The organism is Streptomyces sp. NPDC048297, assembly GCF_043201585.1.
Lineage (GTDB): Bacteria > Actinomycetota > Actinomycetes > Streptomycetales > Streptomycetaceae > Streptomyces.
Map to the genome: position 1 here is coordinate 1 of NZ_JBICZA010000035.1, position 25,770 is coordinate 25,770.

25 protein-coding genes, 1 tRNA gene and 1 pseudogene are annotated in these 25,770 nt (G+C 71.2%); 13 read left to right on the plus strand and 14 right to left on the minus strand.

The annotated features are described in order from the left end of the window. Positions 1 to 227 precede the first annotated feature (227 nt). Positions 228 to 301: transfer RNA gene (locus ACGFYV_RS30380), tRNA-Thr, on the minus strand. 219 nt (positions 302 to 520) lie between these two features. On the opposite strand from ACGFYV_RS30380, the gene ACGFYV_RS30385 reads away from it, so the two are divergent. From ACGFYV_RS30385 to ACGFYV_RS30395, 3 genes are all read left to right on the plus strand, one after another. Next, positions 521 to 1,657 carry an ABC transporter ATP-binding protein gene (locus ACGFYV_RS30385; RefSeq protein ID WP_393881719.1) on the plus strand — a complete coding sequence of 379 codons (1,137 nt, stop codon included), beginning with the start codon at positions 521 to 523 and terminating at the stop codon, positions 1,655 to 1,657. A gap of 175 nt (positions 1,658 to 1,832) precedes the next feature. Further along, entirely contained in the window at positions 1,833 to 2,294 is a 462-nt protein-coding gene (locus tag ACGFYV_RS30390) for a hypothetical protein (RefSeq protein ID WP_393881720.1), read from the plus strand. Positions 2,295 to 2,379: 85 nt separating this feature from the next. Then, the gene (locus ACGFYV_RS30395; RefSeq protein WP_393881721.1) at positions 2,380 to 3,111 is read left to right on the plus strand and encodes an NDP-sugar synthase; all 732 of its coding nucleotides are present in this window, start codon (positions 2,380 to 2,382) and stop codon (positions 3,109 to 3,111) included. A gap of 115 nt (positions 3,112 to 3,226) precedes the next feature. Here ACGFYV_RS30395 and ACGFYV_RS30400 read toward each other — a convergent pair whose 3' ends face one another. The 6 genes from ACGFYV_RS30400 to ACGFYV_RS30425 form a co-directional block, all read right to left on the minus strand. Then, positions 3,227 to 4,990, minus strand: a complete 1,764-nt coding sequence (locus ACGFYV_RS30400) for a DoxX family protein (RefSeq protein ID WP_393881722.1) — start codon at positions 4,988 to 4,990, stop codon at positions 3,227 to 3,229. A gap of 175 nt (positions 4,991 to 5,165) precedes the next feature. Further along, the gene (gene rlmB, locus ACGFYV_RS30405; RefSeq protein ID WP_393881723.1) at positions 5,166 to 6,107 is read right to left on the minus strand and encodes a 23S rRNA (guanosine(2251)-2'-O)-methyltransferase RlmB; all 942 of its coding nucleotides are present in this window, start codon (positions 6,105 to 6,107) and stop codon (positions 5,166 to 5,168) included. An 89-nt stretch (positions 6,108 to 6,196) separates the two neighbouring features. Continuing rightward, positions 6,197 to 7,609, minus strand: a complete 1,413-nt coding sequence (gene cysS / locus ACGFYV_RS30410) for a cysteine--tRNA ligase (RefSeq protein WP_393881724.1) — start codon at positions 7,607 to 7,609, stop codon at positions 6,197 to 6,199. Between the two features lie 701 nt (positions 7,610 to 8,310). Next, on the minus strand, positions 8,311 to 8,808 hold the full coding sequence (ispF, locus tag ACGFYV_RS30415) for a 2-C-methyl-D-erythritol 2,4-cyclodiphosphate synthase (RefSeq protein WP_393881725.1): 498 nt from the start codon (positions 8,806 to 8,808) through the stop codon (positions 8,311 to 8,313). Next, complete coding sequence (gene ispD / locus ACGFYV_RS30420) at positions 8,798 to 9,562, minus strand: 2-C-methyl-D-erythritol 4-phosphate cytidylyltransferase (protein WP_393881726.1); 765 nt, start codon at positions 9,560 to 9,562, stop codon at positions 8,798 to 8,800. The genes ispF and ispD overlap by 11 nt, the downstream gene beginning before the upstream one ends. A gap of 372 nt (positions 9,563 to 9,934) precedes the next feature. Further along, positions 9,935 to 10,417: a CarD family transcriptional regulator gene (locus ACGFYV_RS30425; RefSeq protein ID WP_003953493.1), complete on the minus strand. Its 483-nt coding sequence runs from the start codon at positions 10,415 to 10,417 to the stop codon at positions 9,935 to 9,937. An 812-nt stretch (positions 10,418 to 11,229) separates the two neighbouring features. On the opposite strand from ACGFYV_RS30425, the gene ACGFYV_RS30430 reads away from it, so the two are divergent. Next, complete coding sequence (locus ACGFYV_RS30430) at positions 11,230 to 11,913, plus strand: DUF461 domain-containing protein (RefSeq protein ID WP_393881727.1); 684 nt, start codon at positions 11,230 to 11,232, stop codon at positions 11,911 to 11,913. A 177-nt stretch (positions 11,914 to 12,090) separates the two neighbouring features. Here the strand turns inward: ACGFYV_RS30430 and ACGFYV_RS30435 are convergent, their stop codons facing one another. Both ACGFYV_RS30435 and ACGFYV_RS30440 read right to left on the minus strand, forming a co-directional pair. After that, the gene (locus ACGFYV_RS30435; protein WP_010358452.1) at positions 12,091 to 12,771 is read right to left on the minus strand and encodes a response regulator transcription factor; all 681 of its coding nucleotides are present in this window, start codon (positions 12,769 to 12,771) and stop codon (positions 12,091 to 12,093) included. Next, positions 12,768 to 14,021, minus strand: a complete 1,254-nt coding sequence (locus ACGFYV_RS30440; RefSeq protein WP_393881728.1) for a sensor histidine kinase — start codon at positions 14,019 to 14,021, stop codon at positions 12,768 to 12,770. Before ACGFYV_RS30440 ends, ACGFYV_RS30435 begins: the two co-directional genes overlap by 4 nt. A 260-nt stretch (positions 14,022 to 14,281) precedes the next feature. Between ACGFYV_RS30440 and phoU the strand changes: the two genes are divergently transcribed. From phoU to ACGFYV_RS30475, 7 genes and pseudogenes are all read left to right on the plus strand, one after another. Then, a complete protein-coding gene (gene phoU / locus ACGFYV_RS30445) occupies positions 14,282 to 14,971 on the plus strand; it encodes a phosphate signaling complex protein PhoU (protein ID WP_393881729.1) in 690 nt (229 codons plus the stop codon). Between the two features lie 118 nt (positions 14,972 to 15,089). After that, positions 15,090 to 15,245 (plus strand): hypothetical protein, encoded by a 156-nt coding sequence (locus tag ACGFYV_RS30450; protein ID WP_393881730.1) that lies wholly within the window; start codon positions 15,090 to 15,092, stop codon positions 15,243 to 15,245. Between the two features lie 226 nt (positions 15,246 to 15,471). Beyond that, a complete protein-coding gene (locus ACGFYV_RS30455) occupies positions 15,472 to 15,720 on the plus strand; it encodes an SCO4226 family nickel-binding protein (RefSeq protein WP_393881731.1) in 249 nt (82 codons plus the stop codon). A 109-nt stretch (positions 15,721 to 15,829) separates the two neighbouring features. Continuing rightward, on the plus strand, positions 15,830 to 16,492 hold the full coding sequence (locus ACGFYV_RS30460) for an NADPH-dependent FMN reductase (protein WP_393881732.1): 663 nt from the start codon (positions 15,830 to 15,832) through the stop codon (positions 16,490 to 16,492). Positions 16,493 to 16,657: 165 nt separating this feature from the next. After that, a complete protein-coding gene (locus tag ACGFYV_RS30465; protein ID WP_393881733.1) occupies positions 16,658 to 17,416 on the plus strand; it encodes a DUF6928 family protein in 759 nt (252 codons plus the stop codon). Between the two features lie 71 nt (positions 17,417 to 17,487). Beyond that, positions 17,488 to 17,649, plus strand: a pseudogene (locus tag ACGFYV_RS30470) (site-specific integrase); the annotation flags it as partial. 43 nt (positions 17,650 to 17,692) lie between these two features. Continuing rightward, the gene (locus ACGFYV_RS30475) at positions 17,693 to 17,890 is read left to right on the plus strand and encodes a ribosomal protein L7/L12 (protein WP_393881734.1); all 198 of its coding nucleotides are present in this window, start codon (positions 17,693 to 17,695) and stop codon (positions 17,888 to 17,890) included. 107 nt (positions 17,891 to 17,997) lie between these two features. Here ACGFYV_RS30475 and ACGFYV_RS30480 read toward each other — a convergent pair whose 3' ends face one another. Next, entirely contained in the window at positions 17,998 to 18,759 is a 762-nt protein-coding gene (locus tag ACGFYV_RS30480) for a phosphoglyceromutase (protein WP_393881735.1), read from the minus strand. Between the two features lie 186 nt (positions 18,760 to 18,945). Here ACGFYV_RS30480 and ACGFYV_RS30485 point away from each other — a divergent pair, with 186 nt between their 5' ends. After that, positions 18,946 to 20,289, plus strand: a complete 1,344-nt coding sequence (locus ACGFYV_RS30485) for an MDR family MFS transporter (protein WP_393881736.1) — start codon at positions 18,946 to 18,948, stop codon at positions 20,287 to 20,289. A 23-nt stretch (positions 20,290 to 20,312) separates the two neighbouring features. Here ACGFYV_RS30485 and ACGFYV_RS30490 read toward each other — a convergent pair whose 3' ends face one another. After that, a complete protein-coding gene (locus tag ACGFYV_RS30490; RefSeq protein ID WP_393881737.1) occupies positions 20,313 to 20,774 on the minus strand; it encodes a DUF2000 family protein in 462 nt (153 codons plus the stop codon). 49 nt (positions 20,775 to 20,823) lie between these two features. Between ACGFYV_RS30490 and ACGFYV_RS30495 the strand changes: the two genes are divergently transcribed. After that, positions 20,824 to 21,630, plus strand: coding sequence for an AraC family transcriptional regulator (locus tag ACGFYV_RS30495; RefSeq protein ID WP_393881738.1), 807 nt, complete (start codon positions 20,824 to 20,826; stop codon positions 21,628 to 21,630). 93 nt (positions 21,631 to 21,723) lie between these two features. On the opposite strand, the gene ACGFYV_RS30500 is transcribed toward ACGFYV_RS30495, so the two are convergent. The 3 genes from ACGFYV_RS30500 to ACGFYV_RS30510 all read right to left on the minus strand — a co-directional run bounded on the left by ACGFYV_RS30500 (position 21,724) and on the right by ACGFYV_RS30510 (position 25,506). Then, complete coding sequence (locus ACGFYV_RS30500) at positions 21,724 to 23,415, minus strand: glycosyl hydrolase family 28-related protein (protein WP_393881807.1); 1,692 nt, start codon at positions 23,413 to 23,415, stop codon at positions 21,724 to 21,726. A gap of 131 nt (positions 23,416 to 23,546) precedes the next feature. Continuing rightward, entirely contained in the window at positions 23,547 to 24,047 is a 501-nt protein-coding gene (locus ACGFYV_RS30505; protein WP_393881739.1) for a YbjN domain-containing protein, read from the minus strand. Next, positions 24,040 to 25,506 carry a glycosyltransferase gene (locus tag ACGFYV_RS30510; protein ID WP_393881740.1) on the minus strand — a complete coding sequence of 489 codons (1,467 nt, stop codon included), beginning with the start codon at positions 25,504 to 25,506 and terminating at the stop codon, positions 24,040 to 24,042. The genes ACGFYV_RS30505 and ACGFYV_RS30510 overlap by 8 nt, the downstream gene beginning before the upstream one ends. Positions 25,507 to 25,770: the final 264 nt, after the last annotated feature.

Consider the following 25,770-nt stretch of genomic DNA (forward strand, 5'->3'; position numbering starts at 1 on the left):
TGCCTCCGCGTAACTCACGCCTTGCTGCACGAGCCGGAAGTATTCCTCCCGCTCACGGGTCGGCTTTCTACGGCCCTGAGCCACCGTCCGGGTCTCGCGGATCTCGAACATCGCACCCCTTGAGCTGGGGTGTTGCGACGATCGCTAGAACTCAAGCACCGTGCGCGGGGCCTTCTGTGCAAAGCCGTACACAGCTGCTGACACAGCTGTTGTGTGAACCTGCGGGGAGCCCCCTGTCGGATTCGAACCGACGACCTGCTCATTACAAGTGAGCTGCTCTGGCCAGCTGAGCTAAGGAGGCACACACGCGCGCCTTCGGCGTACGTGCCTGTGCAGTGTACCCACGACCCGGCGCGGCCCCGGCGAGAATTTCCGTGAAATTCACAGGCCCGCAAGTACTGACAGAACGGCTGAACGAGAGGTAGCCTCCCTAGCCGGTCCATTGACATGGACCGGCTGCACCACCTTCCACAACGGATCGTCCGGCACGTTCCTGCCGGTAGAAGGGGGCCCATTCACCATGGCCACTGTCACGTTCGACAAGGCGACCCGGATCTACCCGGGTTCCACCAAGCCCGCGGTCGACGCTCTCGAGATCGCGATCGAGGACGGCGAGTTCCTCGTCCTGGTCGGCCCTTCGGGCTGCGGAAAGTCCACCTCGCTCCGGATGCTCGCGGGGCTCGAGGACGTCAACGGCGGCGCCATCCGCATCGGTGACCGCGACGTCACCCACCTGCCGCCCAAGGACCGGGACATCGCGATGGTGTTCCAGAACTACGCGCTCTACCCGCACATGTCGGTCGCCGACAACATGGGCTTCGCCCTCAAGATCGCCGGCGTGCACAAGTCGGAGATCCGCAAGAAGGTCGAGGAGGCCGCGAAGATCCTCGACCTCACCGAGTACCTGGACCGCAAGCCGAAGGCGCTCTCCGGCGGTCAGCGCCAGCGTGTCGCCATGGGCCGCGCGATCGTGCGTGAGCCGCAGGTCTTCCTCATGGACGAGCCGCTGTCCAACCTGGACGCCAAGCTCCGCGTGTCGACCCGTACGCAGATCGCCTCGCTGCAGCGCCGCCTCGGCATCACCACCGTCTACGTCACCCACGACCAGGTCGAGGCCATGACGATGGGCGACCGGGTGGCCGTACTCAACAAGGGGCAGCTCCAGCAGGTCGACTCGCCGCGCAACATGTACGACAGGCCCGCGAACCTCTTCGTCGCCGGCTTCATCGGCTCCCCGGCCATGAACCTGGTCGAGGTCCCGATCACCGACGGCGGTGTGAAGTTCGGCAACAGCGTGGTGCCGGTCAACCGGGAGGCGCTCAAGGCCGCCGCCGACAAGGGCGACCGCACCGTGACCGTCGGCGTCCGCCCGGAGCACTTCGACGTGGTCGAGCACGGCGGCGAGGCCGCCACCTCCCTGTCCAAGCACACGGAGGACGCCCCGGCCGGTCTCGCGGTCTCCGTGAACGTCGTCGAGGAGCTGGGCGCGGACGGCTACGTCTACGGCAGCGCCGAGGTCAGCGGCGAGCTCAAGGACCTGGTCGTCCGCGTCAACGGCCGCCAGGTGCCGGAGAAGGGCTCCACCCTGCACGTCGTACCGCGGCCGGGCGAGACCCACGTGTTCTCGACCTCCACGGGCGAGCGTCTCTCCGACTGACCCCAGGACAAGCGGGACAAGCCAGATAAGACGGATACGAAGGGCCCTGCGGCGCACTGCCGCGGGGCCCTTTCGGCCGCCGGGTCAACCCCTTACCCAGATCGAGGCCGCACATCATCCCCCATTAGGGTGACTAAATGTCGCCAAATCACTACCGGGCGCTACCCTCACACGCGTGAAGCACTCCACCACCCCTCAGACGCGACGCGGCCACCGGGGCGGCCCTGCCCGCCGGATCGGCCGCACCCTCGCCCTCGTCCTTCCCGTCTTCCTGGTGCTCTCGGGAACCCTCGCGGTCACCCGGGTCAACTGGACGGGCAGCGCCTCCGGCTCGGTGCTGACCGCCTCGGACGTCTCCTCGGCGCAGGCGCCCTCCCGGACGGTCTCCCGCACCCCGCAGGAGGTGCTCCGCGACCAGCTGATGACCGAGCTGCAGGACAAGGACCCGGGGGTGGTCCTCACCCACCTCCAGCAGGCCGTCAACGGCCACCCCGCGCTGGCCGGGCACTGCGCCTCCATCGCCCGCGCCCTGGGCCGGGCCGCGGTGCGCATCTACGGCGCCTCGCGCGCGCAGTCGTACGCCCGCCCGGTCTGCGACACCGCCTTCGCCTCCGGCGTGCTGGCCGCCCATAGCTAACAGCAGGTGGGAAGTGGGTAACGGCTCCACAAGGAGACCGTTGCGGCCCGGAAGTCCGGTCCGGGCGCCACGTACAGTTCGGGACATGACCCATCCGACTGCCGCGTCGCGCCCCACTCAAGCCGTCATCCTGGCCGGTGGCCAGGGCTCACGGCTGCGTCCCTACACCGACGACCGGCCCAAGCCGATGGTCGAGATCCCCGGCACGGGCACTCCGATCATCGGCCACCAACTGGCCTGGCTCGCCGAGGAAGGCGTGACGGACGTGGTGATCTCCTGCGGCCACCTCGCCGAGGTCCTGCAGAAGTGGCTGGACTCGGCCGATCTGCCGGTGTCCGTCACCACCGTCGTGGAGACGGAGCCCCTCGGCCGCGGCGGCGGCCTCAAGTACGCCGCCGGGCACCTCCCCCACCCCGACCGGCCCTGGTACGCCACCAACGGCGACATCTGGACCCGCTTCTCCCTGCGGGACATGGCCGACTTCCACACCGAGCGGGACGCCGTCGCGACGGTGGCGCTGGCCCGGCCGCGGATTCCCTGGGGCGCGGTGCAGACCGACGGGTTCGGGCACATCACCGACTTCATCGAGTCCCCGCCGTCGACGTTCGAGATCAACGCGGGTGTGTACGTGTTCTCGCCCGAGTTCGCCGGGATGCTCCCCGAGCGCGGCGACCACGAGCGGACCACGTTCCCGCGGCTCGCCCGGGAGCGGCAGCTCGCCGGGTTCCCCCTTCCGCAGGGCGCCTACTGGCGGGCCATCGACACGGCGAAGGACCTGACCGAGGCGGCGAAGGAACTGGCGACGCTCGGACGGTGAACCGCCCGGCAGAGGGCGACAGACGACGACAAGGGCCCCGTACCTGTCCGGTACGGGGCCCTTGTCGTTCCTTGCCTTGTCAGCCGTTGCCGTGCTGCCCGGTGCGTGTGCCCGGTCAGCCCAGCAGGCCGCCCACCAGGCCCGGCTGGCCGGAGGAGGACGAGCCGCCGGAGGTGCCCGTGCCGCCCGTGCCGCCCGAGGAGGTCGGGCCGCCGGTGGAGGTGCCGCCGGTGTTGGTCGGGCCCGCGCTGGTGCTGGGGGCGCCGCCGGTGGGGGCGGACTGGCGGGGCGGGACCTGGCCCGTGGTGCCCTGGGTCTGGGTGGGCGTGGTCGTCGTCGTACCGGCGCTGGTGCGGCCGGCGCCCGGGGTCGTGGCCGCGCCGGACGGGCTCGCGCCGGACGTCGCGCCGGACGTGGGTGCCGTGGAGGCGGACGGGGAGGTCGGGTGACGGCGGGCGGGGTCCGTCGGCAGCGGCGCGCCGGGGAGGTTGTTGCGCGGGGCCTCGCCGGGGCCGGGGACGACCACACGGCTGGAGTCGCGTACGGCGCCGCCGAGCAGGGAGCCGATGAGCAGGGTGAGGCCGACGGTGACGACGGTGATCAGCGCGCCGCGGCGCAGGACGTAGCGACGCAGGTCCCAGATGTCGGCGCGGGGGCCGAGGGTGCGCCAGGCGCTGCCCGCGAGCCGGCCGTCGACGGAGTAGACGGGGGCGCCCGCGATGATCAGCGGGGACCAGGCCGCCAGACAGATGATGTCGGGGGCGTCGTAGACGGGGACCGTCTTCCAGCTGACGGTGACGATCAGGGCGGCGGAGAGCAGGGCGCCGACGACCGCGGCGACGCGCTGCCAGCAGCCGAGGATGGTCAGGACGCCGACGACGACCTGCAGGAAGGCGATGACCAGGCCGGAGCCGACGGGGTGGTGCAGCGCGAACTGGCGCAGCGGCTCGGCGACTTCCCACGGGTGCAGGGTGTTGAGCCACTTGACCATGGAGCCGCGTTCGCCGCCGTCGAAGTAGACGGGGTCGCAGAGCTTGCCCATGCCGGCGTAGATGGAGATGAAGCCGAGGAAGACGCGCAGGGGCAGCAGGACGACGCCGAGGTTCATCCGGCGGCCCGGGTAGTAGGCGTGCCGCGCGGGGTCGTCGCCGGTGCGCCGGGCGGAGCGCGTGCCGGTCGCGTCCGTCGGGTCGGTGGAGCGTTCGTAGTCGTCGTAGTCGTCGTGGTCGTCGTAGTCGCCGAACTCGTCGTCCTCGTAGGGCGGTTGGCCGTGTCCGGGCTCGCCGTACGGGGACTCGTCGTAGCCGGGCTCGTCGTAGGCGCTGCCGACCGTGCGCATGTGCGGCAGCAGGCGGGTGCCGGCGTCGGGGGCGGTGCGCTGGTGGCCGAGGACCGGGGTCTGGACGGTCTGGTCGAACGCGTCGTGGGTGTCGCCGTATCCGGTCCCGACGCGGGGCAGGACCTGGGTCGCGCCGCCCTCGGCGGTGGGCTCGTCGGAGTGGCGGACGCTGCTGCCCCGCACGGCCTGGAGCAGCCGGTGGGCGCCGGTGTCGTCGGGGGCGGACCTGCCGCTCCAGACGACGGCCCGGCGGCGGCCGGCCGCCGTGCCGGCCCGGCCCGTCGTGCCCACGACCGGCATGCGGGCGGTTTCCTGGGTGGCGCTCAGGTGCCGGGCGATCCGCTGGGAGGCGTGTCCCTGGGACGGGTGTCCCGTCGTCGCGCCCAGCTGCACGCGGAAGCTGGCGTGATTGACGATGACCTGCGCCGGATCGCTCGGCACCTTCACCATGCTCAGCGCGGGAGCGTCGTCGAGACCTGACTGGAATCCCGACGAGCGGTCCCCCGTGGGTGTGCGGGGTGTTCTGGTGTCCACACTCATCTAACCGAGTGACGGGGTGTGAGGACACTGTCTCGAACGGCCGGATGTGTCCGGACCGCGTCAAGGTCGCCCCGAACGCCGGGTGAACTCCGGAATTACCGCTTATGGGTGAACTTCCGGACGCGTGTTCAGGAGGTGCTCAGGAGGTGTTCGGGGCGTTGTTCCGGGGGTCGGTTCAGGACCTCCGGCGTGCCGCCTCGTACAGCACGATCCCCGCCGCCACACCGGCGTTGAGGGACTCCGCGCCACCCGGCATCGGGATGCGGACACGGTAGTCGCAGGTCTCGCCGACCAGCCGGGACAGGCCCTTGCCCTCGCTGCCGACCACGATGACGACCGGGCCGCCCAGGGCCCCCAGCTCGCCGAGTTCGACCTCGCCGTCGGCGGCCAGGCCGACGACCGTGATGCCGGCCTTCTTGTAGGCCTCCAGCGTGCGGGTCAGGTTGGTGGCGCGGGCGACCGGGGTGCGCGCGGCCGTACCGGCGGAGGTCTTCCAGGCACCGGCGGTCATGCCCGCCGAACGGCGCTCGGGGACGACGACGCCGTGACCGCCGAAGGCGGAGACGGAACGGACGACGGCACCGAGGTTGCGCGGGTCGGTGACCCCGTCCAGCGCGACGATCAGCGGGTCGGCGCCCTCGTCGTACGCGGCGGCGGTGAGGTCCTCGGGGTGCGCGTACTCGTACGGCGGGACCTGGAGGACCAGGCCCTGGTGGTTCAGGCCGTTCGTCATGCGGTCCAGCTCGGGGCGGGGGGCCTCCATCAGGTGGATGCCGCCGCGCTCACCGGCGAGCTGGAGGGCCTCGCGGACCCGCTCGTCGTTGTCGATGAACTGCTGGACGTAGAGGGTGTTCGCGGGCACGCCCTCGCGCAGCGCCTCGACCACCGGGTTGCGGCCGACGACCAGCTCGGAGGACGACCTGCCGCCCCGGCCCCTGGCCACCGGCCGGCGCACGGCCTGCTTGGCCTTGGCGTTGGCGACGCGGTTCTTCTTGTGGCCCTTGCGCATCTCGGCGGGCGGGGTCGGACCCTTGCCCTCCAGGCCCTTGCGCCGCTGGCCGCCACTGCCGACCTGCGCGCCCTTCTTGCCGGACATGCGGCGGTTGTTCGCGGCCATGAGTTACCCGTCTCCGTGAGCTTCTTCGTACGTACGTCTTATGCAGTGTGCCGCCCGGGAGGCCGGGCGGCACAGTCGATCATTCGGGGCTAGCGCGCGCCGAGGCTCCAGCGCGGGCCCTGCGGGCCGTCCTCGATGACGAGTCCGGACTGGCCCAGCCGGTCGCGGATCGCGTCCGCGGTGGCCCAGTCCTTGCGGGCGCGGGCGGACTCGCGCTGGTCGAGGACGAGGCGCACGAGGTGGTCGACCACACCGTGCAGGTCCTGGCCCCGGTCCGCGCCGCCGCCGGCCCAGTGCGGGTCGAGCGGGTCGAGCGGGTCGAGGCCGAGAATGCCGAGCATGGCCCGTACCTCGGCGAGGCGGGCGACGGCGGCGTCCTTGTCGTCGGCGGCCAGTGCGCTGTTGCCCTGCCGGACGGTGGTGTGCACGACGGCGAGCGCCTGCGGGACGCCCAGGTCGTCGTCCATCGCCTCGGCGAAGGAGAGCGGGACCTCGGCGGCCGGTTCGACGACGCGGCCGGCCATCTCGGTCACGCGCTGGACGAAGCCCTCGATCCGCGAGAACGCGGCGTCGGCCTCGCGCAGCGCCTCCTCGCTGTACTCGATCATCGAGCGGTAGTGCGGGGTGCCGAGGTAGTAGCGCAGGACGACGGGGCGCCACTGCTTGACCATCTCGGAGACCAGGACGCTGTTGCCGAGCGACTTGGACATCTTGTCGCCGGCCATGGTGACCCAGGCGTTGTGCACCCAGTACTTGGCGAACTCGTCGCCGTAGGCCTTGGCCTGGGCGATCTCGTTCTCGTGGTGCGGGAAGATCAGGTCGAGACCGCCGCCGTGGATGTCGAAGGCGGCGCCCAGGTACTTGTGGGCCATGGCCGAGCACTCCAGGTGCCAGCCGGGGCGGCCGCGCCCCCAGGGGGTGGGCCAGCTGGGCTCGCCGGGCTTGACGGCCTTCCACATGGCGAAGTCGCGCGGGTCCCGCTTGCCGGTCTCGCCCTCGCCGGAGGGCTGGAGCAGGTTGTCCAGCTCCTGCCGGGACAGCTCCAGGTACCGCGGGAAGGACCGCACGTCGAAGTAGACGTTGCCGTCCGCGGCGTAGGCGTGGCCGCGCTCGATGAGGCCCTGCATCATCTCGACCATCTCGGTGATGTGGCCGGTGGCGCGGGGCTCGTAGGTGGGCGGGAGGCAGCCGAGGGCGGTGTAGCCGTCGTTGAAGGCGCGCTCGTTCTCGTACCCGATGGACCACCAGGGGCGGCCCTGTTCATGCGACTTCCTGATGATCTTGTCGTCGATGTCGGTGACGTTCCTGATGAACGTCACGTCGTAGCCGCGGTACTCGAACCAGCGGCGCATGATGTCGAAGTTGAGGCCCGAGCGGACGTGCCCGATGTGCGGTGCGGCCTGCACGGTGGCACCACACAGGTAGATCGAGACACAGCCCGGCTTGACCGGGGTGAAGTCACGGATCTGCCGGGCGTCGGTGTCGTACAGGCGAATAGTCACGACACCAGGGTAGTGGGCGCACGGCAGTGCCATGCCCCTTCCCACGACGAAGGATCGACGGCGGAGTGCCGCAAGCGCCACCCGCCATGATCCTTACACCCGGGGACCGGTCCGGGCCCCTCGGACGGCCTCGGCCCGACCACCGGAGAGGACCCCTTGAGCACGCTCGCCCCAGCCGCCGGACCGATCCCCTCGGGCACCCTCGGACCGACCGCCGGAACAGAGGCCCCTTGGGCGGCCTCGGCCTGGCCGCTGGAACGGGCCTTTGGGGCGCGCTCGCCCTGGCCGCCGGAACGGGACCCCCGGGGCATCCTCGGACCGACCATCGGAACGGAGCCCTGGGGCGCCCTCGGAGCGACCGCCGGACCGGGATCCTCGGGCACCCCTCGGACCAACCGTCGGGCCGAGAGCTTCCGGCGCCCGCGGGCCGACCGCCCGACCGGGATCTCGCGCGCCCTCGGACCGACCGCCGGAACGGACCCTCAGGCGCCGTCAGACCAACCGCCGGGACGGATCCTCAGGCGCCTGCGGGGCCGAGGCGCCGGATCAGGACCCTCGTGCGCCCTCGGGCCAACCCGCCGGACCGGACCTCGCGCACGCTCGGACCAACCGCCGGACCGGACCTCGGGCACCCTCGGTCCAGCAGGCCGCGTCCTCGCGTGCCCGCACACCGGCCCGCCGGGCCAGGACCCCGCGCGGCCTCAGTCCGCCTTCGCCACGAGTGCCGTCGCGATGGCCATCAGGCCCTCGTCGCGGCCGGGGAAGCCCAGGCCGTCGGTGGTGGCGCCGGAGACGGAGACCGGGGCGCCGGCCGCCTCGGAGAGGATCTTCTGGGCCTCGTCACGGCGCTTGCCGATCTTGGGGCGGGGCCCGACGACCTGCACGGCGACGTTGCCGATCCGGAAGCCGGCCGCGCGCACGATACGGGCCGCCTCCGTCAGCAGCGTGACGCCGGAGGCGCCGGACCACTCGGGGCGCCCGGTGCCGAAGTGCTGCCCGAGGTCGCCGAGGCCGGCCGCGGAGAAGAGCGCGTTGCAGGCGGCGTGCGCGACGACGTCGGCGTCGGAGTGTCCGGCCAGGCCGGGGCCCTCGCCGTCCCACTTCAGGCCGGCGCACCACAGGTCGCGGCCTTCCTCGAAGGCGTGGATGTCGGTGCCGATGCCCACCTGGGGCAGGAGCGGCGCGGGCTCAGAAGCCATCGTTCAGCCTCCTGCGGGCCAGGACCGCCTCGGCGAGGACGAGGTCGAGGGGGCGGGTGACCTTGAAGGCCTCCTCGTGGCCGGGCACGGTCACGACGGTCAGGCCGAGCCGCTCGACCATGCTCGCGTCGTCGGTGACGTCCCCGGTGACGGTCTCGTGCGCACGGACCAGGGTCTGCCGGTCGAACCCCTGGGGCGTCTGCACCGCGCGCAGCCGCGCCCGCTCGGGCGTGGCCAGAACCGGCTCGGGCTCGCCGGGCACCTCCGCGGGCTCGACCTCCTTGACGGTGTCGGCGAGCGGCAGCGCGGGAACCACGGCGGGGGCGCCGGCGCGTACGGCCTCGATGACCGCGTCGACCGTGTCGACCGGGACGAGCGGCCGGGCCGCGTCATGGACGAGGACGACGTCGTACTCGGGCGGCAGGGCGTCGAGGCCGAGTCTGACCGATTCCTGACGGCTGTCGCCGCCGGGAACGACCAGGAAGTCGGTCCGTTCGGGCAACGCGTGCGCGTCGAGCAGGGACTTGACCTCGGCGGCGCCGTCGGCCGGAGCGACGACGATCACCAGGGAGACATGGCGGGACGCGGCCAGGGCGCGGACCGCGTGGATCAGCATGGGCGTGCCGTTCAGCGTGCGGAGCGCCTTGGGGGCGCCCGGACCGAGGCGTACGCCCCGGCCGGCGGCCGGGATCACCGCGGCCACACGGCTGTCCGGACGGGCCGGTGCGGGTGAAGGGCGCGAATCGTCAGACATCGGTTCCTGTCAAGGTTTGTGTGCTCGGCCTGGGTGGGTATGGCCTGGAGGAGTGCCGGGCGCGACGCCTGACCAGACCCTTCCGTGACCCTGGTCGAGCCATCTGCCCGGGCCCGGCACACCAAGTATCGGGGGGCTTCCTCCGAGGTGTACGGCAGGCGTGGGGGGCGGGCACGTCACAGCGAGCCGGATCCGGCCACCTGTGCCGACCTTCCCGGGTACGGCCTTTTCCGGGTACGAACATGCCGCAGCGCCCGGCGACAGGGTCAGTGTCATCGGGCACCGCGGCATATGCACGTCGCGCTGTGTGCTGAGCGAGCTGCGCAAGCAGGGAATGCTCCCTGAGCAGGGGATGCTGCTGCCTGCCAGGCGTCAGGAGGCGAGAACCTCGTCGAGCAGCGCCTCGGCCTTGTCCTCGTTCGTGTTCTCCGCGAGAGCGAGCTCGCTCACCAGGATCTGGCGGGCCTTGGCGAGCATGCGCTTCTCACCGGCGGAGAGACCGCGCTCACGCTCACGACGCCACAGGTCACGCACGACTTCCGCGACCTTGATGACATCGCCGGAGGCGAGCTTCTCCAGATTTGCCTTGTAACGACGCGACCAGTTCGTGGGCTCCTCGGCATACGGCGCGCGCAGCACCTCGAAGACCCGGTCCAGCCCGTCCTGACCGACCACATCACGTACGCCGACGAACTCCGCATTGTCCGCTGGCACACGCACCGTCAGGTCACCCTGGGCGACCTTCAGCACCAAGTAGGTCTTGTCCACGCCTTTGATCTGACGAGTTTCGATAGCCTCGATCAGCGCGGCCCCGTGATGGGGATAGACCACGGTGTCGCCAACCTTGAACGTCATGTGACAGGTACCCCTTCCGTGGCTATCAAGGGTAACACGGATACGGCGTCTTCTGAATGGCGTTTTCGCAGGTCAGAGCATATCTCGGGGCTTGACAACAGCGACAGGAACGTGCTGCGAGGGCCCCGCGGAAGCGGGAATTCGCAGGTGGGAGCGGCTCTGCGGGCGGGGTGAAACGCGTACGTTACACGTCCCGAAGGCCACCCCCAAGAGGCTGAACATCCCGGTTTGTCCGCTTCCAAGCGTGCGACTTACGCTACTCCGTTCGGTGGCCGGAGTGGGGTACGAGACGTTTCCGGAATTGATCACGGAGCCGGACGAGGCGGGTGAAGCGGGCGATGAAGCGGCCGGTGAAGGTAGTGGCGATGGGGGTACTGAAGGGGGTGGTGAAGGGAGCAGATCAAGCCACCGGAGAAGTGGCTGACGGAGGGGTCAGGAAGTGGTCGGGAAGGCCCCGGGAAGAGGTCAGGAAGAGGCCGCAGAAGGTTTCGTCCGAAGGTATCCGGATGCCGCGGATGATCAATATCCGGCCTCATCTGCATTCCTTCACGGAAAATTCTCTGAAGGGGTTACGCGGATGCGCTCGGCAGTCTTGCGAACGCGTTATGTGAATGATGGGACGGGTGTCCCGGCAAAGTGGCCGGAGGTCCCCTTGCGGTGTGCGCGGTACCCCCACCCGGAGGGACGCGGGGTGCTTGGGGGAGGGTCGGGTGCGGCGCCGCGAGGACGGCTCGGTAGCCTAAGCCCGCTGACAGACACTTAGGGCGGCTTTATCAGGAAGCCGCCCCTGCGTTCAAGGAGTTGCCGCCGCCGTGAGCAGCAGCCTTCGACGCGGCGCCCTCGCCGCTTCCGCCATCGTCTTCTCGATCGCCTCGCTCGCCGCCTGTGGTGCCGGCAACGACGCCCAGACCCTGGAGATCAAGCCGGACAACGCGGCGACCAGCGTCGGGAACATCAAGGTCCAGAACGCTCTGCTCATCACCCAGCCCGACGCGAAGGCGCCGGGCCCGGTCGCGATCGCCGCGACGCTGTTCAACACCGGCAACACCGACCAGACGCTGCAGTCCATCAGCGTGCCGGGCGCCGGCAACGCCCAGCTGAAGCCCGCCAAGGGCCAGAGCCTGACCGTCCCGTCGCACGGCTCGCTGGTCATCGGCGGCAAGGACAACGCCTCCGCCCTCGTCACGAACGGCAGCGAGGCGATCAAGAACGGCAACGCGCAGAAGGTCACCTTCACCCTCAGCGAGACCGGCGCCGTGAGCCTGCCGGCGTTCGTCGTCCCGGCCACCAGCTACTTCAGCACGTGGGGCCCGAGCGAGATCCCGGCCGCGCCCACCGCCCCGGCCACCCCCGCGACGGGCACCGCCACGGCCACCGCGGGCGCGACCTCGTCCGCCAGCGGCACGCCGGCCGCGGGCGACAAGGCCAGCCCCTCGGCGACCGCCACCGGCACCACCCCGAGCGACTCGGCCTCCCAGTCGGCCGCCGGCAACTGAGCCGACGACCAGGTCGGCGACTGAGCCGGCGACCGAGCGGTCGTCCACACGGACCGAGCGGTCGTACACACGCACGAGGGCGGCACCCCCACCGGGGGTGCCGCCCTTCGTCATGCGCCTGCCGGGCCGTCGGACCCGTCAGGCGATCGAGCCGTCGGGGCCGTCGGGCCGGTCGGTCTACGGCTCGAACTTGTAGCCGAGGCCACGGACCGTGACCAGGTACCGGGGCGCGCCCGGGTCCGGCTCGATCTTGGCGCGGAGCCGCTTCACGTGGACGTCGAGGGTCTTGGTGTCGCCCACGTAGTCGGCGCCCCAGACACGGTCGATGAGCTGCATACGGGTCAGCACACGGCCGGCGTTGCGCAGCAGCATCTCCAGGAGGTCGAACTCCTTGAGGGGCAGGTCGACCTTCGAGCCGGAGACGGTGACCACGTGGCGGTCGACGTCCATCCGGACCGGGCCCGCCTCCAGCGCGGCCGGCGTGACCTCCTCCGGCTCGCCGCGGCGGCGCAGGACGGCCCGGATACGGGCGACCAGCTCGCGCGAGGAGAACGGCTTGGTGACGTAGTCGTCGGCTCCTATCTCCAGGCCGACGACCTTGTCGATCTCACTGTCCTTGGCGGTCACCATGATCACGGGGACGTTCGAGCGGCCGCGCAGCTGGCGGCACACCTCGGTGCCGGGCAGCCCCGGCAGCATCAGGTCGAGGAGGACGAGGTCGGCGCCGTTGCGCTCGAACTCGTCGAGTCCGTCGGGGCCCGTGGCCGCCACTGCGACCTCGAAGCCCTCCTTGCGGAGCATGTACGACAGGGCGTCGGAGAAGGACTCCTCGTCCTCGACGACAAGCACTCGGGTCACGGAAGGACCTCCGGGGCGGGAAGCGGTTCGTACGGGGATGTTTCGGTGGGACTGCCGGCCTCGTCGTCGAGGTCGGGGTGCTGCTGTGCACGGTCGCGGGCGACGCCTGCCTCGGGCAGCCTCAGGGTGAACGTGGAGCCCTGGTTCTCGGCACTCCACACCGTGACCTCCCCGCCGTGCGAGGCGACCACGTGCTTGACGATCGCGAGACCCAGACCGGTTCCTCCGGTCGCCCGCGAGCGGGCCGGGTCGACGCGGTAGAAGCGCTCGAAGATGCGCTCCTTGTCCTTGTCGGAGATGCCGATGCCCTGGTCGGTCACGGCGAGCTCGATCATGTCGCCGCCGCTCGCGGACACCCTGCGGGCCGCTATGCCGACGCGGGTACGGGCCGGGGAGTAGTTCACGGCGTTCTCGACCAGGTTGCCGAGGGCGGCGGCGAGCTGGCCGCGGTTGCCCCAGACGTGCAGGTCGGCGGTGCCGCCTGCGGCCATGGTGATCTGCTTCGTGCCGGCCTGGTGGCGGCAGCGGTCGACGGCCTCCGCGACCAGCTCGTCCACCCGGACGGGCTCGGCGTCCTCCAGCGGGTCGTCGTTCTGCACCCGCGAGAGGTCGATCAGTTCCTGGACCAGGTTGGTCAGCCGGGTCGCCTCGATCTGCATCCGGCCCGCGAAGCGCTGTACGGCCTCGGGGTCGTCCGAGGCGTCCATGACGGCCTCGGACAGCAGGGAGAGGGCGCCGACGGGCGTCTTCAGCTCGTGGCTCACATTGGCCACGAAGTCACGCCGTACGGCTTCGATCCGGCGGGCCTCGGTGAGGTCCTCGACCAGCAGCAGAACCAGGCGGGAGCCGAGTGGGGCCACCCGGGCGGAGACGGCCAGGGCCTCGCCCCGACCGGTGCCGCGCCGGGGCAGGTCCAGCTCGACCTGGCGTATCTCGCCGTCGCGTCTGGTGTCCCGGGCCATCTGCAGCATGGGCTCGATGGCGAGTTTGCCGCCGCGGACCAGCCCGAGGGCGTACGCGGCGGAACTCGCCTTGACGACGGCGTCGGCCTCGTCGAGGACGACGGCCGAGGAGCGGAGCACCGAGAGCACGGTGTCCACTCCGGGTGGGAGTACGGGATCGGTATGCAAAGAAGTCCTGCTCGGTCGCTTCTGGTCGCGCTCGCTCCAGCGGAACGCCAGCATGGCGATGACACCGGTGAGCACCCCGGCGATCGCAGCCGCTGCGGCGACCGCCGCGTTCACGTCCATGCATCCAGGTTAGGCATGGGGTGCGACATACCCACAGCCGTCCGGGTGCGACCTCGAACACTCGTCGCCCAGAGTTCACCTTGGAGCCAGTACTGATTCACTTGGGATGGCGGAAACAGTCGCGTACGGGGCGGAACGTAAGAGCGTGGGGTTCGCACCGCTGGTTTTCGCCACGGGGTACGTGATGTCCTCGGGCCACGGAGCGCGTGTACTCACTGCCCCCGGAACCCCGAAGCACACGTACGAGTAGGGAGCCCCTGATGCGGGACGCGTACCACGAGGAACTGGACTCGATCGGTGACGGTCTGGTGGAGATGACCCGGCTCGTCGGGTCGGCGATCGGACGCGCCACCACCGCCATCCTCGACGCCGACCTGAAGCTGGCCGAGAGCGTGATCGAGGCCGACCAGAAGGTCGACGAACTCCAGCACGACCTGGAGGCGCGAGCGATAGCCCTGCTGGCCCGGCAGCAGCCGGTCGCCACCGACCTCCGTATCGTCGTCACGGCGCTGCGCATGTCCGCCGACCTGGAGCGCTCGGGCGACCTCGCCCAGCACGTGGCGAAGCTGGCCCGGCTGCGCTTCCCCGCGCGCGCGGTCCCGCTGGACCTGCACGCCACCATCCTGGAGATGGGCCAGCTCGCGCAGCGCCTGATGGCCAAGGCCGCCGAGGTCATCATCACCAAGGACGTCGACCTCGCGCTCCAGCTGGAGCAGGACGACGACGAGATGGACCTCCTGCACCGTGCCCTCTTCCAGCACCTGATCGACGACCGCTGGCAGCACGGCATCGAGACGGCCGTCGACGTCACCCTCCTCGGCCGCTACTACGAGCGCTACGCCGACCACGCCGTCGCCGTCGCCAAGCGCGTCGTCTTCCTGGTCACGGGCGAGCACGCCGACGAACTGCAGCCGGACATCCAGCCGTCGACAGGGGTCGAGGGGGCCTGAGGCAGGGGGCTCGTGGGATTTGGCCACGGTGCCAGGACGCCTCTGTGCGCCGTTGATGCGCCCGGCAAAACGGGCATGGAATGGGCGAGGGCACCAGGCCCCAGCCGAGGAGGGACCCATGGCCGAATCTCTCAGCACCACGCCCGACCCCACCCAGGAGCGCGAGACCGACCAGCCCGCCGAGACCAGGAGCCTGCCGCTGGTGGCCGCGTGCGGCTGCGGCTCCGGCTGCGGTTGCGGGTGCCAGTCGGGCGCTCCCTGCCAGTGCGGCTGACGCCAGTGCGGCTGACGCCGGCGCGGCGACTGCCGTCGTAGAACCCGCGAAGGGCCCGGAGCCGTGGCTCCGGGCCCTTCGTTCGTACGAGCCGCGCCACAAGGTGCCGTACCGCGACGGCCGTGCGCAGCATGGAGTGACGAGCACCGCAAGACCGCACACCGCAAACCGCACGACCGCAACACCGCAACACCGCAACACCGCAACACCGCAAGGAGATGTGGCCATGGCCAGGTTCATGGATGTCCATCACGACATGCGGGGCATCACGGCCGACCAGCTGCTGAAGGCTCACGAGGCCGACCTCGCCATCGAGAAGGACGAGGGCGTGCACTTCGAGCACTCCTGGGCGGACCCGCAGTCCGGCCTCGTCTACTGCCTCTCCGAGGCCCCCTCGGCCGAGGCGGTCCAGCGCGTCCACGAACGCGCGGGCCACCGCGCGGACGAGATCCACCCGGTCCCCCTCCAGGTCTGAGCCGGCTCGGGGCTGCCGGTCCCGGCCCTGTCGCGGGGCGTCCCCCGGGGAACCACACTGGTGGTGGGGCGCCCTCGGAGGCGCTTGCCCGCGACGGAAGGACGGACGCATGCCCACGGACGACACGCTTCCCGGCCCGCTGCGATTCCTGGTCTTCGGCGCGGCGCTGCGCGCCGATTCGGCCAACGCCCGCCTCGCCTCCCTCGTGGCCCGGCTCATCGCCGACACCGGGGCCAAGGTCGATCTCGCCGGGATGCGTGACTTCGACATGCCGTTGTACGACGGCGACATGGAGGCCGCCGAGGGGCTGCCGGACGGCGCCCTCGCCCTGCGCGACCGGCTCGAACGGTGCGACGCCTTCGTCATTTCCTCGCCGGAGTACAACGCCTCCGTGCCGGGCGTGCTGAAGAACGCGATCGACTGGGTCTCGCGGGTCCGGCCGCAGCCGTTCAAGACCAAGCACGCGCTGCTCGTCTCCGCCTCACCGTCACTGGTCGGCGGCAACCGCGGGCTGTGGGCTCTGCGGATCCCCCTGGAACACCTGGGCACCCGCGTCTACCCGGACATGTTCAGCGTGGCCAACAGCTACCAGGCCTTCGCCGAGGACGGCACCCTGGCCGACCCGGGCATGCAGGAACGTCTCACCGAGACCGTGTCGGGTTTCCTCAGCCTGGTCGAAGCGGACGTGCGCTACGTCTGCCTCGAACGCCGCTGGTACGAGTTCCTCGGCGACCGCACAGAGGCGGCCATCACCCAGCGGGCCGAGAAGTGACCCCTCCACGGCGGGCCGGTGCCGAGCGGCCTCGGACGGCCCCGAGACGGCCCGGCCGGGGACCCTCGGGCTTCGCCGGGGACCCTCGGGCTTCGTCCTCTCGCGTTGTCGGTGGAGGCGGCTACTGTGCACCCGCCAACGAGGGCCACACCCTGGGGAGGGTCTTTGGGAGTCAAGACAGGCTTTCTGGTGTACGCCGACGGCGACGTACCAGCGCTGCTGCGAGACGCGGGCACAGCGGACCTCGCACCCACGGCCGGCATGATGCGGCTGCTCTACCCGGGCTGGGAGATGGAGGAGAGCGCGGGCTCGACTCTCTGGGACGGCGTATACCCCCCGGAGGGAACGGCGTACGCGGCGAGTTGGCCCGGCGTCGAGGTCATCGGCGACCAGAGGGTGATGATCGATTTTCCTTCCCAGCTTCCGGAACACCTCGTGGCGGCGGGCGCCGGCCGGCGGATCGTGCTGCACGCCATGCACAGCGTCGTGGACTGGCTCGCATTCGCCGTGTGGGAGGACGGCCGACTCGTCCGCTCTCTGAGCCTGTCCCCGGACAGCGGCATCATCGAGAACATCGGCGAACCGCTCCCCTTCGAGCTGCCCTACTGGGCCGGAGACCGCCCGGCCGACGTCATCCCCTGGCCGGACGAGGACGAAGAGCCGTACTCACTGCCGTTCCATCCCTTGGAACTGGGCGAAGACGCACTGCGCGCGCTCTGCGGCTTCGTACTGGAGGGCCTCCCCGAGCCGGACGACATCGACACGGACAGCATCCGACTGCACGGCTTCCGGGTCCGGGACCCGCACGGCCCTGATCCCGCGGAGCGGGAAGCGGCGCTGCAAAGAGCCGTGGAAGGCATGAGCCCACCGCGCATCTTCTCTCTGGGCCCTGACGGCTCACTCATCGAGCGCGACGCCCTTTAGCAGATCCTGACGGCCCGGCAACTGCCCCAGAGATCTGGCGCGCCAACTCCTCAACGACCTGGGGCGCAACGCGTTGGGCGCACGTCTGGCGTACGTCGCTCGACGAGGAGGTGTGCAAGCGGGCCCTCGCCGAGTACTTCGGCCACTCCGGCACAGGCCTGACGCTTCGCGTGTACGCGCACCTCATGCCGTCCAGCCAGGAACGCACCCGCAAGGCCGTGGCCGCTGTCTTCGTGTGGCGCGACGCTCATCCACCCGGGTACCTCTCCACTCGACGTGGCCCAGGCCGTGCGCCGGCTGACCGGACTGAGCCTCTGGCGCAGCAAGGTGCTGGTGGATCAAGCCCCTGTCGTGGTTCTCGACGGCATTCCAGAAGAGACCGCCGAGATCGCGGTCGCGGCCCTGCGCGATGCGGGAGGACAAGTAGAGATGAGGCCACAGCCGGAACAGCACTCCCCCGGCCCAGTCGCCTGACGGCCCAGTCGCGCGGCTCGCGGCCCAGGGACGGTCCCAGGACAGCATCAAGCCCTCCGCCCGCGGACAACCCGCAGGTAGAGGGCTTAGCGCTTGATCGGTAGGGCTTACTTCTTCTTGCCCTGATTCTTGACCGCCTCGATCGCGGCCGCGGCCGCGTCCGGGTCGAGGTAGCGGCCGCCGGGGGTGAGGGGGTGGAAGTCGGCGTCGAGCTCGTAGGCGAGCGGGATGCCGGTGGGGATGTTGAGGCCGGCGATATCGGCGTCGGAGATGCCGTCCAGGTGCTTGACCAGGGCGCGCAGGCTGTTGCCGTGGGCGGCGACGAGGACCGTGTGGCCGTCGAGGAGGTCCGGGACGATGTCGTCGTACCAGTAGGGGAGCATGCGGGTGACGACGTCCTTCAGGCACTCCGTCTGCGGGCGCAGCTCCGGCGGGAGGGAGGCGTAGCGCGCGTCGTCGAACTGGGAGTACTCGGAGTCGCGGGGCAGCGCGGGCGGCGGGGTGTCGTAGGAGCGGCGCCAGAGCATGAACTGCTCCTCGCCGAACTCGGCCAGTGTCGCCGCCTTGTCCTTGCCCTGCAGGGCGCCGTAGTGGCGCTCGTTCAGGCGCCAGCTGCGGTGGACCGGGATCCAGTGGCGGTCCGCGGCCTCCAGGGCCAGCTGGGCCGTGCGGATCGCGCGCTTCTGGAGGGACGTGTGGACCACGTCGGGGAGGAGGTCGGCGTCCTTCAGGAGTTCGCCACCGCGGACTGCCTCCTTCTCGCCCTTCTCGTTGAGGTTGACGTCCACCCAGCCGGTGAACAGGTTCTTCGCGTTCCACTCGCTCTCGCCGTGGCGGAGGAGGATCAGCTTGTACGGTGCGTCGGCCATGCCCCAGAGCGTAATCGACGCGTTCGCGGCCGTGTCCGGCCCGCCCGATGGGCGGACGTTTGACGGCATCTGTTAATCGAGTGGCCGCCGCCGACCCGGTGCCCGTAAGTTGCGTCTACCGCTTGAGCCGCTTACTCAGTGGTGCGGCGCCGGGGCCGGTGCCGTGCCGTACGGGGGGTCCTGTCCATGTCCGTCGCGTCCGCCTCTCGGCTCGGACGAGCCGCCCGGGAGTCCATATCCGGGCTGCCCCAAGCCTTCTGGTGGCTGTGGACCAGCACCCTCGTCAACCGGCTCGGCGGCTTCGTCGCCACGTTCATGGCGCTCTACCTGACACTGGACCGCGGCTACTCGGCCTCGTACGCCGGTCTCGTCGCCTCGCTGCACGGGCTCGGCGGAGTCGTCTCCTCGCTGGGCGGCGGTGTGATGGCCGACCGGCTCGGCAGACGGCCGACCCTGCTGATCGCGCAGAGCGCGACCGCCGGGTCCGTCGCACTGCTCGGCTTCATGAGCGACCCCGTCTCCATCGCGGCCGTCGCCTTCCTCGTCGGCATGACCTCCAACGCCTCCCGGCCGGCCGTGCAGGCGATGATGGCCGACATCGTCCGGCCCGAGGACCGGGTGCGGGCCTTCTCGCTCAACTACTGGGCCATCAACCTCGGCTTCGCCGTCTCCTCCATGGGCGCCGGTTTCATCGCCCAGTACAGCTACCTCGCCGGCTTCCTCATCGAGGCCGGGATGACCCTCGCCTGCGCGGTCGTCGTCTTCCTGAAGGTGCCCGAGTCCCGGCCCGCGGCCACGGACCGGCAGGCCGGGGCCGAGGCCGAGGTCAGCCTGCTCACCGTGCTGCGCGACGGGCGGTACATGGCCGTCGTCGGCCTGTCCTTCCTCGTCGCCCTCGTCTTCCAGCAGGGCTCGGTCGGCCTGCCGATCGCCATGGGCCGCGCCGGGTTCTCCCCCGCCGACTACGGCTTCGCCATCGCCGTCAACGGCATCCTGATCGTCGCCCTGCAGATCCCGGTCACCCGCTTCATCGAGCACCGCGACCCGCGCACGCTGCTGGTCATCTCCTCGCTCCTCGCCGGTTACGGCTTCGGGCTCACCGCCTTCGCCGGGTCGGTCGGCGTCTTCGCGCTCACCGTGTGCGTGTGGACGCTCGCCGAGATCGTCAACGCGCCGACCCAGACCGGGCTCGTCGTCCAGCTCTCCCCCGTCCACGGACGCGGCCGTTACCAGGGCGTCTACACCCTCTCCTGGTCCGTCGCCGCCCTGGTCGCCCCGCTGATGTCCGGCGCCGTCATCGACCGCTTCGGCGCGCAGTGGCTGTGGGGGACGTGCGCGGTCGTGGGGACCGCGGCCGGGCTCGGGTACGGCGTCCTCATGCGGCGCCTGCCGGGATCGGGGAGGGAGAAGCCGGGATCGGGGAGGGAGAAGGAGGAGGCGGCGGCGGTCGGGTCCCCGGCGGCCGACACCAGCACCGACAGGGGCGAAAAGACCGAGGGCATCGACGGGGTCGAGGCGCGTACGGCCTGAGCGGCCTGACCGCGCGCCGGCGCTCACGGATGCATCCGCGCCCCCTTCAGCACCTTGTCCACCCCGTTGCGCGGGCCGTGGACCGCGAGTCCGACCACGTCCAGGTCCGCCGTCGAAACGGCGCGAACGGCCGCGCGGTTGTCGCGGTCGTTGCCCGTGGCGAACAGGTCGGCGGTGAAGACGGCGCGGGGCAGCGCGCGGGACAGGGCTCGGGCGTGGGCCGCCTTCAGGGTCTCCTTCGTGCCCTCGAAGACCAGCACGGGCTGGCGGAACATCGGCAGGTAGGTGACCCCGTCCGCGTCCTCGTACGGCTCCCCGATCACCTCGGGGATCCCGGTGCCCAGGCCGCTGACCAGGAAGGCCGTCACGTTGAGGCGCTGCCACGGCTCCAGGTCCTCACGCACCAGCACGGCGATCTTGGTGTCGACGGGGGTCGCCTCGCCCGAACGGGGTCGAGCGTGGGGGCGGATCGGTTCGGTGTTCATGCGGTGAGACTGCCGCGCCGCCCGGCGCACGGTCTTGTACGTTCTTTGCGTGGCCGCAGTTCAGCCGGACGTCTCCGCCTGGCGCCCGCGTGTCCCGGGCGTCGTGGAGGTCTTCCACGCCCATTTCACCGAGTACGCGTACCCGATGCACGTCCACGACCACTGGACGCTGCTGATCGTGGACGACGGGGCCGTGCGCTACGACCTGGACCGGCACGAGCACGGCACCCCGCACGACACCGTCACCCTGCTGCCCCCGCACGTCCCGCACAACGGCTCCCCCGCCACCCCGCACGGCTTCCGCAAGCGCGTGCTGTACCTCGACGGCAGCCGGCTCGGCGACGAACTGATCGGACCGGCCGTCGACGGGCCCGACCTGCGGGACCCCCTGCTGCGGCTGCGGGTCGGGCAGGTGCACACCGCGCTCGGGCGGCCCGGGGACGAACTGGAGGCGGAGAGCCGGCTCGCGCTGGTCGGCGCGCGGTTGCGGGACCATCTGCGGCACCGGGAGCCGGGGGCCGCCCGCCCCGATCCCGCCCTCGCGCGCGCCCTGCGCGAACTGCTCGACGAGCGGGTCGCGGACGGGCTCGCCCTGACCGAGGCCGCCGAGCTGCTGCACGCCCATCCCGCCCATCTGGTACGGGCGTTCAGCACCGCCTACGGCATCGCCCCGCACCAGTACCTGACGTCCCGCCGGGTCGGGCGGGCGCGCCGGCTGCTGCTGGACGGGCTGGCGCCGGGTGAGGTGGCGACGGCGACCGGGTTCTTCGACCAGGCCCATCTCACCCGGCACTTCAAGAAGCTGGTGGGCGTGACTCCGGGGCGCTACCGGGCCGGCGGCGGCCGGTCGCGGTGAGCGCGCCTCGCCCTTCGCGCAGAGGTCAGCACCCGTGCCCCACAGTTCTCGCAGACCTCACAGGTCTCGCAGACCTCACAGTTCTCGCAGACCTCACAGGTCTCGCTGCGCCTCGTACAGATTGCGCGGGCGCACCGCGTCCGTCGTGCCGTACAGCTCCAGGCGGGAGTGCGGGTCGCCCGTGAAGTCGGGTACGTCGATCTGGTCGAACTCGGTGACCGTGTTGAGGCCGACGGTGGCGGAGTACGGTGCCAGGCCGTCGATCTTCATCAGGCCGGCGCGGCCGTTGGTGACCCCGATGTTCCAGTGGGTGAAGCGGGCGCCGAAGAGGGGGCCCGCGCTGGCGTCGCCGCCGTGGCGGCCGTCGTTGTTCACCGTGATGTCGGTGCGGACGTTCGCGAAGGGCAGGCCCCGGTGGCTGTCGAAGGTGCCCATCCGCATGTCGCCGCGCGACCAGACGTTGTGGGAGGAGAGGCCTTCCACGTTGATGCCGTGCAGCTGGGTGTTCGGCGGCGCGGGGACCGTGCGCTGTTCGACCGTGAAGTCGTCGATCAGGTTGTCGTGGGAGCCCTCGCGGCAGAAGTAGGGGTGGTGCGAGCCGCGGCCGGCGACACGGGTGCGGCGCAGGGTGCAGGCGGAGGCGGCGACCAGGCCGAAGCCGTTGTCGACGTGGCGGACCGTGACGTCGTCCACCCAGCAGTCGTAGGCGCACTGCAGGACGACCCCGTTGTAGCCCTTGTCGAGGAGGTGCGGCGACTGCGGGGTCTGCATCGCCTCCAGGGTCAGGCCCTCGACTCCGGAGCCGGTCAACTCCTCGACGTGGGTGGTCAGTCGGGGGTCCCACTCCGGGCGCAGGTCGAGCGGGAGGGGGCGTTCGAGTGTGACGCGGCGGCCGTGGACACGGGTGACGCGTACGGGCCACTCGTAGGGGACGTAGGAGGTCAGCTTGGTCTTGTCGTCCCAGTAGTACGCGGCCGGGCCGGGGCCGCCGCCCGCCATGTGCTGGAGGAGGGTGTGGGCGGGGTCGTCGGCGAGGCGGAGGAGGACCAGCCGGCCGGGCCGCAGGCCGCCCGCGTCGGCCACGGTCACCGTCCAGGCGCCCTGGCGGGCCGGTTCGACCGTGGTGAGGGTCGTCCACTCGTCCCTCTTGTTGCCGGTCCAGCCCTCGAAGGGCCAGGCCCGGTTCCGGATCGCGGCCACGAGGGAGTCCCAACGGGCCCTCGGCGCCAGCCAGATGAGCCCTCCGGCCCAGGACCAGGACGACTTGTCGCCGCCGTAGCGGGAGCCGTAGACGCCGATCAGCTCGGTGAGGTTCTTCGTCGCGTAGAGCGTCGTACGGCCGCTGCCGGCGCCGCGCAGGACGACACCGGAGTCGCCGATGAGGATCAGGTCGTCGATGCGGAAGGTGCCGGGCGGGATGGTGACCGTGCCACCGCCGGCCCGTCCGGCTGCGGCGATGGCACGGTTGATCGCGGGGGCGCAGTCCGTCGTGCCGTCGGGGACGGCGCCGTAGTCGGTGACGGCGGCGACGAACCGGCCGCGGCTCCGGGTGCGGGTACGGCAGCCCGCCCGGCCGATGTAGGGGATCTGCGGGTGGGTGAAGGGGGTGCGGGTGAACTCCCGCCAGAGGGCGGGGACTTCACCGGGGGAGGCCGACGGCGGTGCGGCGGTCGCGGCGCGTGCGATGCCCGGCGTAGCGGCGCGTGCGAGGCCCGTCGTCGCGGTGAGGGCGACGGCGGTCGCGCCGGTGAGGAGTGTGCGTCTGCTGACGTGCCCGTTGCTCATGTCCAGCCACCCCTTCGTGTTCATGAACCTTCGAATTCATGAATATGAACGGCGTTCAGGAATGCGTTGGCGGTGAGCATGCCACTGGCCCACGGAGGAAGGGAAGGGGGCGTACGACCTTCAGGTGTACGTCAGTTGGAGGTGCGCTCGATCAGATGCTTGAACGCGTCCAGGTTCCGCGTCGGCTCCCCGCGGGACACCCGCCACGCGTACTCCTTGCGGATCGCGGAGGCGAAGCCCAGCTCCAGAAGGGTGTTGAAGGCGCCGTCGGCCGCCTCCAGGACCTGGCCGAGGAGGCGGTCGATCTCCTCGGGGGTGATGGCGGTCAGGGGCAGCCGGGCGGTGACGTAGACGTCGCCGAGCCGGTCGACGGCGTAACTGACGCCGTACAGCTTGAGGTTGCGCTCCAGCAGCCAGCGGTGGACGCCCGCCTCGTTCTCGTCGGGGTGGCGGACGACGAAGGCGTTGAGGGAGAGGGTGTGCCGGCCCACCAGCAGCGAGACGGTGGTGGAGAGCTTGTGGGTGCCGGGGAGCTTGACGACGAAGTTTCCGGGCTCCGGGCTCTCCCAATCCAGTTCGGCGTCCTTCAGCGCGCCCTCGACGACCTGCGCGGCCTTCTCGACATCACCCATGCTGGGAGCGTACGCGACGGCGGTGGGACTGGGTCGCGGCCGTGTACACGTCGGCCGTGGCGGCAGCCGCGGTGTCCCAGCCGAAGGACTGCGCGTGCCGGGCGGCGGCGGCGCCCATGTGCGCCGAGAGGGGCGCCTCGTCGGCGAACCGGCGCAGCACGCGCGCGTAGTCGGCCGGGTCGTGGCCCTGGACGAGGAAGCCGGTGACGCCGTCGCGCACGGCCACCGGCAGACCGCCGACCGAGGCGGCGAGCACCGGGGTCCCGGCCGCCTGCGCCTCTATCGCGACCAGCCCGAAGGACTCGCTGTAGGAGGGCATGACCAGCACGGACGCGGCCCGGAACCAGTCGGCGAGCTGCTCCTGCCCGACCGGCGGCCGGAACCGTACGACGTCCGCGATACCGAGCCGCGCGGCGAGCTTCTGGAGCCCTTCCGGCTTGGCGAGGCCGCTGCCGCTCGGGCCGCCGACGACCGGTACGACGATGTTGTGGCGCAGCTCGGGACGCTCGTCCAGCAGGACGGCGACGGCGCGCAGCAGGACGTCGGGGGCCTTGAGGGGCTGTATGCGGCCCGCGAAGAGCGGGATCAGGGCGTCCTGGGGCAGGCCGAGGCGGGCGCGGGCGGCGGCGCGGGCCCTGGCGGTGCCGTCCGGACCCGGTGTCCCCTCGGGGCCTGGTGTGCCGAGGTGCGCGGCGGGTGTGCCGTCCAGCCCCGGTATGCCATCCGGCCCCGGTATGCCGTAGTGCGTGGCGGGTGTGCCCTGCGGGAAGGGCCGGAAGCGGTCGAGGTTCACGCCGGGGTGGACCACGGCGACCTTGCCGAGGTCGGCGGCGTAGTGCCGGACGAGTTCGTCGGCCTCCTCGGCGGTGTTGGCGATGAGCCGGTCCGCGGCGGCGACGATCTGGGTCTCGCCGATGACGCGGGCGGCGGGCTCGGGGGTGTCGCCGTCGGCCAGGCTGGCGTTCTTGACCTTGGCCATGGTGTGCATGGCGTGCACCAGGGGGACGCCCCAGCGCTGGGCGGCGAGCCAGCCGACGTGGCCGGAGAGCCAGTAGTGGGAGTGGACGAGGTCGTAGTACCCGGGGCGGTGGCCGGCCCACGCCTGCATGACGCCGTGCGTGAAGGCGCACAGCTGGGCCGGGAGGTCCTCCTTGGCGAGGCCCTCGTAGGGGCCGGCGTCGACGTGCCGGACCAGGACGCCGGGGGCGAGCTGGACCGTGGGCGGGAGGTCGCCGGCGGTGGCCCGGGTGAAGATCTCGACCTCGATGTTGATCGCGGCCAGCCGCTGGGCCAGCTCCACGATGTAGACGTTCATACCGCCGGCGTCGCCGGTGCCGGGCTGGTGGAGCGGTGAGGTGTGCACGGAGAGCATGGCGACGCGGCGGGGCCTGCGGTGCAGCCTCAGCCGCGCGGGGGCCGCCGGGGAACGACGCCCGAGCCTGCTGACGTACTGGCTCACGTGGCGTTCCTCCTCGCTGCGGGCATGCCTGCCGGAGGACCGACGTCGCCCTCCAAGGGGGTCCAACAGCGGACGGGTGTCCCGCCATTTCCCGAACAAGCGACTTTACCCAACCATGACCTTTGATCGCTCAACCGTTCGACGCCTCGCCGCGTGGCGCCCGCTTACCCTCGTAGGCATGACAGCCCGCACGACGCCCCTCCCCCGCGCCCGGCCTCGCCCGGCCGCAGGGACCCCGGACGGAGGGACCCCGGTCAGGGGGAC

What these genes read in the sequence shown, in the direction of transcription:
- ACGFYV_RS30385 (WP_393881719.1), top strand. Translation starts at nt 521, where the DNA reads ATGGCCACTGTCACGTTCGACAAGGCGACCCGGATCTACCCGGGTTCC.
- ACGFYV_RS30395 (WP_393881721.1), top strand. Translation starts at nt 2,380, where the DNA reads ATGACCCATCCGACTGCCGCGTCGCGCCCCACTCAAGCCGTCATCCTG.
- ACGFYV_RS30400 (WP_393881722.1), bottom strand. Translation starts at nt 4,990, where the DNA reads ATGAGTGTGGACACCAGAACACCCCGCACACCCACGGGGGACCGCTCG.
- rlmB (WP_393881723.1), bottom strand. Translation starts at nt 6,107, where the DNA reads ATGGCCGCGAACAACCGCCGCATGTCCGGCAAGAAGGGCGCGCAGGTC.
- ispF (WP_393881725.1), bottom strand. Translation starts at nt 8,808, where the DNA reads ATGGCTTCTGAGCCCGCGCCGCTCCTGCCCCAGGTGGGCATCGGCACC.
- ispD (WP_393881726.1), bottom strand. Translation starts at nt 9,562, where the DNA reads ATGTCTGACGATTCGCGCCCTTCACCCGCACCGGCCCGTCCGGACAGC.
- ACGFYV_RS30425 (WP_003953493.1), bottom strand. Translation starts at nt 10,417, where the DNA reads ATGACGTTCAAGGTTGGCGACACCGTGGTCTATCCCCATCACGGGGCC.
- ACGFYV_RS30440 (WP_393881728.1), bottom strand. Translation starts at nt 14,021, where the DNA reads ATGGACGTGAACGCGGCGGTCGCCGCAGCGGCTGCGATCGCCGGGGTG.
- phoU (WP_393881729.1), top strand. Translation starts at nt 14,282, where the DNA reads ATGCGGGACGCGTACCACGAGGAACTGGACTCGATCGGTGACGGTCTG.
- ACGFYV_RS30450 (WP_393881730.1), top strand. Translation starts at nt 15,090, where the DNA reads ATGGCCGAATCTCTCAGCACCACGCCCGACCCCACCCAGGAGCGCGAG.
- ACGFYV_RS30455 (WP_393881731.1), top strand. Translation starts at nt 15,472, where the DNA reads ATGGCCAGGTTCATGGATGTCCATCACGACATGCGGGGCATCACGGCC.
- ACGFYV_RS30460 (WP_393881732.1), top strand. Translation starts at nt 15,830, where the DNA reads ATGCCCACGGACGACACGCTTCCCGGCCCGCTGCGATTCCTGGTCTTC.
- ACGFYV_RS30480 (WP_393881735.1), bottom strand. Translation starts at nt 18,759, where the DNA reads ATGGCCGACGCACCGTACAAGCTGATCCTCCTCCGCCACGGCGAGAGC.
- ACGFYV_RS30485 (WP_393881736.1), top strand. Translation starts at nt 18,946, where the DNA reads ATGTCCGTCGCGTCCGCCTCTCGGCTCGGACGAGCCGCCCGGGAGTCC.
- ACGFYV_RS30490 (WP_393881737.1), bottom strand. Translation starts at nt 20,774, where the DNA reads ATGAACACCGAACCGATCCGCCCCCACGCTCGACCCCGTTCGGGCGAG.
- ACGFYV_RS30500 (WP_393881807.1), bottom strand. Translation starts at nt 23,415, where the DNA reads ATGAGCAACGGGCACGTCAGCAGACGCACACTCCTCACCGGCGCGACC.
- ACGFYV_RS30505 (WP_393881739.1), bottom strand. Translation starts at nt 24,047, where the DNA reads ATGGGTGATGTCGAGAAGGCCGCGCAGGTCGTCGAGGGCGCGCTGAAG.